Annotated in this window: 10 protein-coding genes; 5 read left to right on the forward strand and 5 right to left on the reverse strand. The window is 60.7% G+C overall.

Annotation, left to right across the window (positions count from 1 at the left end; genetic code table 11):
- The first annotated feature begins 15 nt into the window (after positions 1-15).
- The 5 genes from whiA (at position 16) to secG (ending at position 5,119) form a co-directional block, all read left to right on the forward strand.
- Positions 16-999: a DNA-binding protein WhiA gene (gene whiA / locus ACMXX3_RS07035; protein WP_421084023.1), complete on the forward strand. Its 984-nt coding sequence runs from the start codon at positions 16-18 to the stop codon at positions 997-999.
- 414 nt (positions 1,000-1,413) lie between these two features.
- Entirely contained in the window at positions 1,414-2,418 is a 1,005-nt protein-coding gene (gene gap, locus ACMXX3_RS07040; RefSeq protein WP_237221433.1) for a type I glyceraldehyde-3-phosphate dehydrogenase, read from the forward strand.
- Positions 2,419-2,572: 154 nt separating this feature from the next.
- Positions 2,573-3,796, forward strand: a complete 1,224-nt coding sequence (locus ACMXX3_RS07045) for a phosphoglycerate kinase (RefSeq protein ID WP_421084024.1) — start codon at positions 2,573-2,575, stop codon at positions 3,794-3,796.
- Positions 3,797-3,904: 108 nt separating this feature from the next.
- Positions 3,905-4,681: a triose-phosphate isomerase gene (gene tpiA, locus ACMXX3_RS07050; protein ID WP_421084025.1), complete on the forward strand. Its 777-nt coding sequence runs from the start codon at positions 3,905-3,907 to the stop codon at positions 4,679-4,681.
- A gap of 204 nt (positions 4,682-4,885) precedes the next feature.
- Positions 4,886-5,119: a preprotein translocase subunit SecG gene (gene secG / locus ACMXX3_RS07055; protein ID WP_421084049.1), complete on the forward strand. Its 234-nt coding sequence runs from the start codon at positions 4,886-4,888 to the stop codon at positions 5,117-5,119.
- A 92-nt stretch (positions 5,120-5,211) separates the two neighbouring features.
- Here secG and pgl read toward each other — a convergent pair whose 3' ends face one another.
- From pgl to tkt, 5 genes are all read right to left on the reverse strand, one after another.
- On the reverse strand, positions 5,212-5,982 hold the full coding sequence (gene pgl, locus ACMXX3_RS07060; protein WP_421084026.1) for a 6-phosphogluconolactonase: 771 nt from the start codon (positions 5,980-5,982) through the stop codon (positions 5,212-5,214).
- Positions 5,975-6,958, reverse strand: a complete 984-nt coding sequence (locus tag ACMXX3_RS07065; RefSeq protein ID WP_421084027.1) for a glucose-6-phosphate dehydrogenase assembly protein OpcA — start codon at positions 6,956-6,958, stop codon at positions 5,975-5,977. Before ACMXX3_RS07065 ends, pgl begins: the two co-directional genes overlap by 8 nt.
- Positions 6,955-8,490, reverse strand: coding sequence for a glucose-6-phosphate dehydrogenase (gene zwf / locus ACMXX3_RS07070; protein ID WP_421084028.1), 1,536 nt, complete (start codon positions 8,488-8,490; stop codon positions 6,955-6,957). Before zwf ends, ACMXX3_RS07065 begins: the two co-directional genes overlap by 4 nt.
- 156 nt (positions 8,491-8,646) lie before the next feature.
- The gene (gene tal / locus ACMXX3_RS07075; protein WP_421084029.1) at positions 8,647-9,753 is read right to left on the reverse strand and encodes a transaldolase; all 1,107 of its coding nucleotides are present in this window, start codon (positions 9,751-9,753) and stop codon (positions 8,647-8,649) included.
- A gap of 89 nt (positions 9,754-9,842) precedes the next feature.
- Entirely contained in the window at positions 9,843-11,954 is a 2,112-nt protein-coding gene (gene tkt, locus ACMXX3_RS07080; RefSeq protein WP_421084030.1) for a transketolase, read from the reverse strand.
- Between the last annotated feature and the right edge of the window lie 228 nt (positions 11,955-12,182).

Genomic DNA, 12,182 nt, shown 5'->3' on the forward strand with positions numbered 1-12,182 from the left:
TGGAGGAATTACCGCATGGCCCTGACGGCATCGGTCAAAGAAGAGCTGGCCCAATACGAGGTTACCCGCTCGTCTGTGCGCAAGGCTGAAGTAGCCACGATCCTGCGCTTCACCAATGGCCTGCACCTGGTGCAGGGCAAGATTGTGGTCGAGGCTGAGGTTGATCTTGAGGCTACCGCGGAGCGACTCCGCTATAACATCGGGGACATGTACGGCCACGAAGCAACTATCTTGTCTGTTTCAGGCGGTGGCTTGCGCCGGGGGGCCCGGTACATGGTGCGGGTGGATCAGGGCGGTGAGGCTCTAGCCCGCCAGACCGGTTTGCTGGACGGACGCGGCCGCCCCGTCCGGGGTCTACCTCCTGCTGTGGTGAACGGTTCTTTGTACGATGCAGAAGCTGTGATGCGGGGGGCCTTCTTGGCCCACGGTTCCTTGACGGAGCCGGGCCGGTCGTCCGCCCTTGAATTTACCTGCCCTGGCCCCGAGGCTGCCCTGGCCCTGGTGGGGGCTGCCCGCCGCCTGGACGTCATTGCTAAGGCCCGCGAAGTGCGCGGGGTTGACCGGGTGGTTGTGCGGGATGGGGAAACGATTTCCCTTCTGCTGGAGCGGATGGGGGCCGTGGACGCCCTCGATAACTGGCGGGAGCGTCGGGCGCGGAAGGAAGTTCGGGCTACTGCGAACCGGCTAGCTAATTTTGATGATGCCAACCTGCGTCGTTCTGCCCAGGCTGCCGTGGCAGCTGGTGCCCGGGTGGAGCGGGCCCTGGAAATTCTGGGGGATAAGGTTCCCGATCACCTGCGCTATGCAGGGGAGTTGCGCGTTGCCCATAAGCAGGCCTCCTTGGATGAACTGGGCCGCCTGGCTGATCCTCCCATGACTAAGGATGCCATTGCTGGCCGGATCCGCCGTCTCATTGCTATGGCTGATAAGCGGGCTGCAGAGCGGGGTATTCCCGGCACTGAGTCCGGGGTTGTTCCCCATAATTTACCCACTCTCTAGGTTTTTGAGTCCCTATTGATACGGTGGCGCCGTCCTGAAGCTCATCAGGACGGCGCCACCTTCGTCTGCAGGGTGAAGTAGTGGAGTAGGACGGGGTGTTGGGCGGCAAACTTTGAAGGTGTGGGTTTGTTTGGTTTTGGTCAGTCAGGGTGGCTCTGACTATGGATTCTAGCGGGATAAACCACATCTGATGGTGAAAAGCGGGCAGAAATCAGGGAAAACACACTTAAATCCACTCCAAAAAACGACAGAAACACACCAAAACACACATAAAAGTAGTATGATTGAGAGTGAACCGGACGAGAGCTCGCCACCGAGCTAAGGAACCAACAGGTTCCCGCAGTTCGGCAGGCAAACGCCATACCGGCGTCTCGTCTCACAACGTCACTAACTGTATCTAGGAGTTTGATTTCAGTGACTGTACGCGTAGCTATCAACGGCTTCGGCCGCATTGGTCGTACCTTCTTCCGCGCAGCTGCCCAGCACGGCGAAGGCTTCGAGATCGTTGCTATCAACGACCTGACCGACGTCAAGACCCTCGCCCACCTGCTCAAGTACGACTCCATCATGGGTCGTTTCGACGGTGAGGTAGCTGTTTCTGAAAACGGCCTGGTCGTCAACGGCAAGGAAATCAAGGTCCTGGCAGAGCGCAACCCCGCTGACCTGCCCTGGTCAGACCTCGGCGTCGACGTTGTCCTCGAATCCACCGGTTTCTTCACCGACGGCGAGAAGGCTAAGGCTCACCTCGAAGCTGGCGCAAAGAAGGTTATCCTCTCTGCTCCCGGTAAGAACATCGACGGCACCTTCGTCATGGGCGTCAACGACGACCAGTACGATTCAGCCACCATGAACATCGTTTCAAACGCATCCTGCACCACCAACTGCCTGGCTCCCATGGCTAAGGTACTGAACGACAAGTTCGGTATCGAAAAGGGTCTGATGACCACCATCCACGCCTACACCGCTGACCAGCGCCTGCAGGACGCCCCCCACTCAGACCTGCGCCGCGCCCGCGCAGCAGCCCTGAACATGGTTCCCACCTCAACCGGTGCAGCAGCAGCTGTTGGCCTGGTTCTGCCCGAACTGAAGGGCAAGCTGGACGGCTTCGCTGTTCGCGTCCCCACCCCCACCGGCTCCATCACCGACCTGACCTTCACCGCTTCACGCGAAGTTACCGTTGAAGAAGTCAACGCAGCCGTCAAGGAAGCAGCAGAGGGTGCCATGAAGGGCATCATCACCTACTCCGAGGAGCCCATCGTCTCCAAGGACATCGAAGGTGAGCCCGTCTCCACCGTCTTCGACGCCCCCCTGACCAAGGTCATCGGCAACCAGGTCAAGGTTATCGCCTGGTACGACAACGAATACGGCTACGTTTCACGTCTGGTCATGTTCACCAACAAGGTTGTAGCAGCTCTCTAAAGCTGGTTCAAAACCACCCGTCTCCATGAGACACCACATAAAATAGGGTTAGCGAATCGTCGCGCAGGCGCGCGATTCGCTAACCCTCACCCTTACCCGGGCCCCCCAACCGGGGGAGCTCTGCCCCCAACATGTTACGGAGATGAATACTCCCATGGCTAAGACTCTCGCTGAGCTCATTGAAGGTGGCGTTGCCGGCCGCCGCGTCCTCGTCCGCTCTGACCTGAACGTCCCCCTCAAGGACGGCGTCGTGACTGACGACGGTCGCGTCCGCGCCTCCCTTCCGGTGCTGAAGAAGCTCACCGACGCAGGCGCCCGCGTCATTGTTACCGCCCACCTGGGCCGTCCCAAGGGTCAGGTAGATCCTCAGTACTCCATCAAGCCTGCCGCTGAGCGCCTGGCTGAACTGGCAGACTTCCCCGTTGTTATTGCCACTGACCTGGTCGGTGAGGACGCCCGCGCCAAGGCTGAGGCCCTCAAGGACGGCGAACTGCTGGTTGTGGAGAACGTCCGCTACGACGCCCGTGAAACCTCCAAGGACGACGCCGAGCGTGCCGAGTTCGCAGCTGAACTGGCCGCCCTAACCGGTGAGAACGGAGCCTACGTCAACGACGCTTTCGGTGCCGTCCACCGCAAGCACGCCTCTGTCTACGACATTGCAATGGCTCTGCCCGCCTACCTGGGCGACCTGGTCAAGACCGAGGTAGACGTCCTGCAGAAGGTCACCAAGAACCCCGACCGCCCCTTCGTCGTTGTCATGGGTGGTGCCAAGGTCTCAGACAAGCTGGCTGTCATCGACAACCTGATCGGCAAGGCTGATACCCTGCTGATCGGCGGCGGCATGGGCTACACCTTCGCCAAGGCCCTGGGTTACGAGGTCGGCCAGTCCCTGCTGGAAGAAGACCAGATCGAAAACTGCAAGCGTTACATGGAAGAAGCCCCCAAGAAGGGCACCGAGCTGATCATCGCCTCTGACATCATCTGGGCAGATGACTTCTCCAACGACGCTAACCAGGAAATCCGCCCTGTTGAAGACCTCACCGGAGGCAAGCTGGGCGCCAAGGCAGAAGGCCTGGACATCGGCCCCGAAACCCGTGAACTCTTCGCCCAGAAGATCAAGGAAGCCAAGCTGGTCTTCTGGAACGGCCCTGTTGGCGTATTCGAAATCCCCGCTTTTGCTGAAGGCTCCCGCGCAGTTGCCCAGGCCCTGGTTGAAACCGAGGCTTTCACCATCATCGGTGGTGGCGACTCAGCATCTGCAGTCCGTAACCTGGGCTTCTCCGACGACCAGTTCGGCCACATCTCCACCGGCGGCGGTGCCTCCCTGGAATACATCGAAGGCAAGACCCTGCCCGGCCTCGAAGCCCTCGGCGCCTAAGCCACCTCCCGGTTTCAAACCGGACGGCGGGGTAACCCGCCAGGGGCAGGAGGCCGCAACTGCCGCGTCCTGCCCCACCTCACCCAAGATTTCGCGAAAGGACGAGCCATGACTCGCAAGCCCCTCATCGCAGGCAACTGGAAGATGAACATGGACCACACCGAAGGTGTGACCCTGCTCCAGAAACTGGCCTGGACCCTGGACGACACCAACTTCAACTTCGATGCAGCTGAAGTTGCCGTCTTCCCTCCCTTCACCGATATTCGCTCCGTCCAGACCCTGGTTGACGGCGATAAGCTCAAGGTTGTCTACGGCGGCCAGGACCTCTCAGACCAGGATTCCGGCGCCTACACCGGCGACATCTCCGGCGCCTTCCTCAAGAAGCTGGGAGCAACCTACGTTCTGGTTGGCCACTCTGAGCGCCGCACCATCCACGGTGAAACCGATGCCATCTGCGCCGCCAAGGTTCAGGCCGCCTACCGTCACGAACTGACCCCCGTCCTCTGTGTCGGTGAAGGCCTGGACAAGCGTGAAGCCGGTGAGCACGTTGAATTCACCCTGGAACAGCTGCGCGGCTCCATCGAGGGTCTAACCGCAGACCAGGCTGAAACCCTGGTTGTCGCCTACGAGCCCGTCTGGGCTATCGGCACCGGCAAGGTTGCAACTGCAGCTGACGCCCAGGAAATGAGCAAGGCTATCCGTGAAGAACTGACCAAGCTCTACTCAGCTGAGGTCGCCGATAAGGTCCGCGTCCTCTACGGTGGTTCTGTCAAGGCAGCTTCTGCCCCCGAAATCATGGCTGAAGAGGACGTCGACGGCGTCCTGGTCGGCGGCGCCTCCCTGGACGCCACCGAGTTCGCTAACATCGCCCGCTACCAGGCGTAAGCTAGAGCGGAATATGTTTGGGCCCCGCGTCCTGCCCCCAGGGCAGGGGCGGGGCCCAGCGTGTGCAAGCTCCCTGCCCATCAACTGATGAAATAGGTGCTTTTACGCTCTAAACCGCGTATAGTTTTCCAAGGAAGGCGATAGGTCGCGCCTTCAAACAATAGATTCGAAAGGTTCTCTGTGGAAGCCATTAAGATTGCCCTGATGGTCATCATTGCCATCGCAAGCATCCTCACCGTTCTGCTGGTTCTGCTGAACCGCGGTAAGGGTGGCGGCCTGTCCGATATGTTCGGCGGCGGTATGACCACCTCCTTGAACTCTTCAGGCATGGCTTCAAAGAACTTGATTCGCCTGACCGTCACTGTCATTCTGATTTGGGTTTTCGCTATTATCGGCTACGCCCTGGTCCTTCGCTTTAGCGAAACCGCAGTGATCTAAGTTTTTGAGCATACAAAACCCCGCCTGCTTCCTTAAGAGAAGCAGGCGGGGTTTTTCTGTGTCCTGGCACTAGCCGTCGAGGGTAAACACGACTAACTATCGGTAAGGGCGTCCTCGGTCACCAGAATCAGGGTTTCAAGGAGGCCTCGGGCACCGGCTGCAGGGGTTTCGGTCAGAATCTGTGCAGTCAACTTCTGCTCTGCCACTAAGGACGCTGCCTTGAGCCTGCTCGTTGCCTCAGCCTTGTCGCTGCCTGCGATCAGGAACCAGATCCTCTCTGAGTAGTTGATCACCGGCAGGGTGAGGCTCACCCGGGTGGGCGGGGGCTTGGGCGAGTCATGGATAGCGATGGCAATGCCATCAGCATCCAGGATTTCTTCCCGGTTAGGGAAGAGGGAGGCGATGTGGCCGTCCGGCCCCATACCCAGGAGGGTGAGGGCAAAGAGGGGGCTAGTTTCAGCCTCAGGAGCATAACGGGCCAGTTCAGCTGTGTAGGCTCGCGCAGCGGCCTCTGGGGTCTCGAAGGTATCTGAGGCCCCCATGATGTGTAGGTTCTCAGCGGGCATATCCAGCTGGGACAGCAGGGCGTCCTTTGCCTGCTGTTCGTTGCGGTCGGCGTGGCCGGTTTCTACGAAGCGCTCGTCTGACCACCAGAAATGGACTTTAGTCCAGTCAACGGTGGATCGAAGAGGACTCTCGGCAATCCCTGCAAGAACTGCGATACCCATGGTGCCCCCGGTGAGGCTGATGTGGGCAATCCCGTGGGTAGCTACTGAAGTTGCAGCCACGTTGATAATGCGGGTCGCCCCAGCCAGCTGGAGGGCAGCCTTGTCAGCATGGGGAACGACGATTGGATTAGGCATCGTAAACCTCCGTGTAGTCAGCATCAGAGTCTGCGGTATCTTCAGCATTGACATCAACCACGATGTTCCCGCTGTCTACCACAGATTTCAGCACTTCACCGTAGACCTCATCAGGATCCAGACGGCGCAGCTCTTCTGCCAGGCAGTCAGCCAGGGACCGAACGGGCAGGGAAATCTGCTGGTCAGGCACCCCGGGGGAGGAAATGGTGGCAATGTTGCGGCCGGGTCGGTGGACGATAATGGAGCCGTCGGCACGTTCCAGCTCCACCTTGTAAAGGCCCCGCTGGACGTCGGTGGTCCGGAGATGAACCTCAGCGCCCAGGCGGTCGCCCAGCCAGGCACCGAGCAGGACGACGGAGGGGCTCATGGAGGAGCCTGAAACAGTCACCTTGGTCACGGGAGCAGGGTTAATCTGGTCAAAGACTGCAGCGATTTGAATGCGCCAGAGGGTCAGGCGGATCCAGGCCAGGTCGGTGTCGCCGTCCTTGTAGCTGGCCGCTAGCTTCTCTAGCACGCCCAGCGGGTCGTAGGCGCGGGCTGAATCGGTGATCCGGCGCTGGGCAATTTTGCCGATGGAATGCTCAGCCGGGTTTTCGGGTACTGAGTGGGGCCACCAGGCAACGATGGGGGAGTCCGGCAGCAGAAGCCCTGAAATCAGGGATTCGGTAGCAACCGAGGCTGATCCGTAGCCGCGCAGGATGATGAGTTCTGAGGCCCCTGCGTCGCCGCCAACGTAAATGCGGGCGTCCAGCCGGTCGGCCTCGTCCTGCCCGTACCCCACATGGACGATGATACGGGAGGGGTGCTCGTAGGAGGCCTTGAGGGCAGCCTCAACGGCAGTCTTGGAATGGCCCTTTTCTGCCAGGATCACCAGGGTCAGGACGCGGGAGGAGGTGGTTGCCCCCTCTTCGCTTCGCAGGCGGGAGAGCTCTTTAGCGACTTCGCCGACGGTGGTGTCTTTTAGTTTCTTCATCATGGGCGCCTCCAAGCACGGCCGTCGCGTTCCAGCATTTCGTGGGCTGAGGCCGGGCCCCAAGAACCGGGGGCGTAGGCTTCAGGTTTGATCTTGTGCTCTTCCCAGTATTCTTCGAAGGGGTCGAGAATCTTCCAGGAGAGTTCAACTTCTTCGTGGCGGGGGAAGAGCGGGGGTTCGCCCAGAAGGACGTCGAGAATAAGGCGTTCGTAGGCCTCGGGGGATTCTTCGGTGAAGGAGTGGGAGTAGCCAAAGTCCATGTTGACGTCGCGGATTTCCATCTGGGTGCCGGGCACCTTAGAAGCAAAGCGCAGGGTCATACCCTCATCGGGCTGGACCCGGATGACGATAGCGTTTTGACCGGCCTGGTCAGAGCTGCCGCCGAAGAGCAGGTTGGGTGACTTCTTGAAGACCACAGCGATTTCGGTGACGCGGCGGCCCAGGCGCTTGCCGGCCCGCAAGTAGAAGGGGACCCCGCCCCAGCGGCGGGTGTTGATTTCCAGTTTCAGGGCAGCAAAGGTTTCGGTGCGGGAGTCTGCAGGAATGTCGTTTTCGTCGAAGAAGCCATTGACTTCTTCCCCGCCCTGGTTGCCTGCGGAGTACTGGCCGATAGCAAATGCCTTGGAGATATCTTCGGGGACGCGCACGGCCTCCAGTACCTTGGCCTTTTCGGCGCGAAGGTGGTCGGCATTGAAGCTGATGGGCTCTTCCATGGCGGTCAGGGCCAAGAGCTGCAGCAGGTGGTTCTGGATGATGTCGCGGGCTGCACCAACGCCGTCATAGTAGCCTGCGCGGGTGCCGATGCCGATATCTTCGGCCATGGTGATCTGGACGTGATCGACGTTGTTGGCGTTCCAGAGGGGTTCAAACATCTGGTTGGCAAATCGCATGGCCAGAATGTTCTGGACGGTTTCTTTACCGAGGTAGTGGTCAATACGGAAGACCGAGTCGGCGGGGAAGACCCGTTCAACAATTGCGTTGAGTTCGCGGGCTGATTCCAGGTTGTGGCCGAAGGGCTTTTCAATGACGACGCGGCGCCAGCCCTCGTGCTGGTTGTGATTGGCCAGGTCGTGGTCAGCTAGTTTCTGCAGGACCTGGTCGAAGTCCTTGGGGGGAATGGAGAGGTAAAAGGCGTGATTGCCACGGGTGCCCCGGGTCTCGTCCAGCTCGGCCAGGGTTGCCTTGAGCTTTTCGAAGGACGCGTCGGAGTCGAAGGTGCCGGTGACGAAGCGGATACCGGCTGCAAACTGGTTCCACACGTCCTCACGGAAGGGGGTGCGGGCGTGGGCTTCAACGTGGCCGCGGACCTCCTTCTGGAAGTCTTCGTGGCTCCATTCGCGGCGGCCGAAGCCCACCAGGCCGAAGCTGGGCGGAAGCAGGCCGCGGTTGACGAGGTCATAAACTGCAGGCAGGAGCTTTTTACGCGCAAGATCGCCGGTGACGCCGAAGAAGACCAGGGAGGACGGGCCTGCCACACGGGTGAGTCTGCGGTCGCGGGGGTCGCGCAAAGGGTTGGTGTCGTGGGTGTTTGTCACCGCCGGAAAATCCTTCACTGTGGGGTGTCGGCACAGGTCACCCCTGGTTGGGGGGCGTCGGTGCTTGGGTTCATATCTAGTGTACCTGTGCCAACGCCCGGCCGGTGGGGTTATTCCACCTACCGGGCGTTGGCACAGGGGGCATTTCAGGCTGGTTTACTTGCCTGCTGCAAGGGCTGCTTCTACGGTTTCGAGTAGTTCCTTCCAGGAAATCTCGAACTTTTCGATGCCCTCAGTTTCGAGCTTTTCGACGACATCCGTGTAGGAGATGCCGACGCCTTCCAGGGCGTTGAGGATCTCGTTGGATTCCTGGTAGGTGCCTGCGATGGTGTCCCCTGAGACGGGGGCGTGGTCGAAGGTTGCGTTCAGGGTCGCTTCGGGCATGGTGTTGACGGTGCCAGCTGCCGCGATCTCGGTGACGTAGAGGGTGTCGGGGTAGGCGGGGTTCTTGACGCCGGTGGAGGCCCAGAGGGGACGCTGGCGGTTGGCGCCAGCTGCTTCCAAGCGGGCCCAGCGCTCGGAGGAGAAGGCCTGCTCGTAGACCTCGAAGGCCAGGCGGGCGTTGGCAACACCGGCCTTGCCGCGCAGGGCCAGGGCCTCATCGGTGCCGATAGCCTCCAGGCGGGCGTCGATTTCGGTATCGACGCGGGAGACGAAGAAGGAGGCTACGGAGTGGATCTTGGAGAGGTCCTTGCCGTTTTCCAGGGCCTTTTCCAGACCGACCATGTAGGCGTTGATGACCTCCCGGTAGCGTTCCAGGGAGAAGATGAGGGTGACGTTGACGGAGATACCCTCGGCCAGGGTCTCGGCGATGGGCTCCAGGCCTTCGACGGTGGCGGGGATCTTGATCATGACGTTGTCGCGGCCAACTGCTGAGTAGAGTTCCTTGGCCTGGGCCAGGGTTTCATCTGCCTTGCGGGCCAGCAGGGGGGAGACCTCGATAGAGACGCGGCCGTCAAAGCCCTGGGTGGATTCGAAGATGGGGGCGAAGACGTCGCAGCCGTCGCGGACGTCGTCAATCATGGCAGCAAAGCCAGCTGCCTCAGCAGGGGTACCGGCTGCAGCCAGTTCCTTCATCTGCTCTGCGTAGGCGGCGCCGTTGGAGAGAGCGGCAGCGAAGATGGAGGGGTTGGTGGTCACACCGACGACGTTTTTGGTGTCGATGAGTTCCTGCAGGTTGCCGCTGGTCAGGCGTTCACGGGAGAGGTCATCGAGCCAGATGGAGACGCCTGCGTCTGAGAGCTTCTGGGTGGGGGTGGTCATTCTTTAGTCCTTTACTGGGTGAGGGGCAGGACGGGCGGGGTGGGCCCGTCCTGCCCCGGGTCGGCCGGGTTCCCGGCAGGTTAGGGATATTACTTGGCTGCTGCGATGGATTCGCGGGCCTTGGCTGCGACGTTTTCGGCGGTGAAGCCGTAGTCGGCGAAGAGCTCTTCAGCTGAGGCAGAGGCACCGTAGTGTTCCAGGGAGACGGCGCGGCCGGCTTCACCCAGGATGTCGAGCCAGGGCATGGCCAGACCGGCTTCTACGGTCACGCGGGCCTTGACGGCTGCGGGAATCACAGATTCACGGTATTCGGCTGATTCGGCGGCAAACCACTCGCGGCAGGGCATGGAAACAACCCGGGCTGCAATGCCTTCTTCAGCCAGCTGGGTGCGGGCTGCCAGGGCAACCTCAACCTCGGAACCGGTTGCAATCAGGATGACGTCGGGGGTTCCCTCGGTGTCGGCCAGGACGTAGCCGCCGCGGGCAGCGCCCTGGGCTGAGGCAAACTTCTCGCCCTCAGCGTCCGCGTGCAGGTCTTCACGAGCCACGTTGGTGAGGTTCTGACGGGAGAGCACCAGGCCGGCGGGGCGGTCCTTGATGTCCAGGATCTTGCGCCAGGCGACGGCGGTTTCGTTGCCGTCAGCGGGGCGGATAACGTCCAGGTTGGGGATGGCCCGCATAGCGGTCAGGTGCTCGACGGGCTGGTGGGTGGGGCCGTCCTCACCCAGACCGATGGAGTCGTGGGTCCAGACGAAGATGTTGGGTACACCCATCAGGGCTGCCAGGCGGACGGCCGGGCGCTGGTAGTCGGTGAAGACAAAGAAGGTGCCAGAGAAAGGACGGGTGGGTGAGGACAGCGCGATACCGTTGGTAATAGCGGCAGCTGCGTGTTCCCGGATACCGAAGTGCAGGACTCGGCCGTAGGGGTGGCCAGTCCAGCTCTTGGTGGTGCGGGATTCGGGGTTGAAGGACTTTTCGGTATCAATGGTGGTGTTGTTGGAACCTGCCAGGTCAGCAGAACCGCCCCAGAGCTCGGGCAGCAGGGGCGCAATGGCGTTGATGACCTTGCCGGACGCTGCACGGGTAGCAATGGTGGTGCCAGCATCGAAGGTGGGCAGGGCTGAGTCCAGTTCTGCAGGGAGTTCACCGGTGACCAGGCGCTCATAGAGCTTGGACTGCTCGGGGTTAGCTGCTGCCCAGGCGTCGAAGGACTTCTGCCATTCGGCGCGTTCAGCAGCACCACGCTCAACCAGGGCACGGGTGTGCTCAAGAATTTCAGGTTCAACGACAAAGTGCTGGTCGGGGTCAAAGCCCAGAACCTTCTTGGTGGCTGCTACTTCTTCAGCACCCAGCTTTGAACCGTGGATACCACCGGTGTTCTGCTTGGTGGGAGCCGGGTAGCCGATAATGGTGCGCAGTTCAATGAAGGAAGGCTTGTCGGTGACCTTGGTGGCAGCAACAATGGCGTCGTAGAGGGCTTCGATGTCCTCGACGTACTCGCCGGTGACAGTCCAGTCGATCTTGGTGACGTCCCAGCCGTAGGCCTCGTAGCGGGCGGCGACGTCCTCGGTGAAGGCGACGTCGGTATCGTCCTCAATGGAGATGTGGTTGCGGTCGTAAATCACAACCAGGTTGCCCAGCTGCTGGTGGCCTGCCAGGGCACAGGCTTCAGCGGTGACACCTTCCTGGACGTCACCCTCGGAGGCAATGGTGAAGATAGTGTGGTCGAAGGGGGAGGTACCGGGGGCAGCTTCGGGGTCGAAGAGGCCGCGCATACGACGCTGGGCGTAGGCAAAGCCAACAGCGGAGGCAAGACCCTGACCCAGGGGGCCGGTGGTGATTTCAACGCCCTTGGTGTGGCCGAACTCGGGGTGGCCAGCAGTCTTGGCACCGGCGGTACGCAGGGACTTAATGTCGTCTAGCTCCAGTCCAAAACCGCCCAGGAAAAGCTGGTTGTAAAGGGTCATGGAAGTATGGCCGGGGGAGAGGATGAAACGGTCACGGCCAGCCCAGCGGTCATCGGAGGGGTCATGGCGCATGACTTTCTGGAAGAGCAGGTAGGCAACCGGGGCCAGGGACATAGCAGTACCGGGGTGGCCACTGCCCACCTTCTCTACAGCGTCCGCAGCCAGCACACGGGCAGTATCAACCGCGCGCTGATCCTTGTCAGTCCATTCAAGCTTTTGATTCAGGTTAGGCATAAGCCGTCCTCTCTCAATCTGGCTGGCCAGAGTATTCATAACTGTGTTTATCTACCCACTCCCAAACGCCCAGCCGGGCGGGGTGGGTAGACCCTGTTACCAGGATAGTTCACCAGGGCTAAGTGCAGAGAGTCTATCTCAGAGAACGGTTGCCTCAACCTTGCGGACGTCATAGTTTAGGTAGCGGCTTGACGGCCGTTATAAGATGTAATTTGACCAAAAGCTCTT

It is taken from the genome of Rothia nasimurium, from assembly GCF_049068285.1.
GTDB classification, from domain to species: Bacteria; Actinomycetota; Actinomycetes; order Actinomycetales; family Micrococcaceae; genus Rothia; species Rothia nasimurium_I.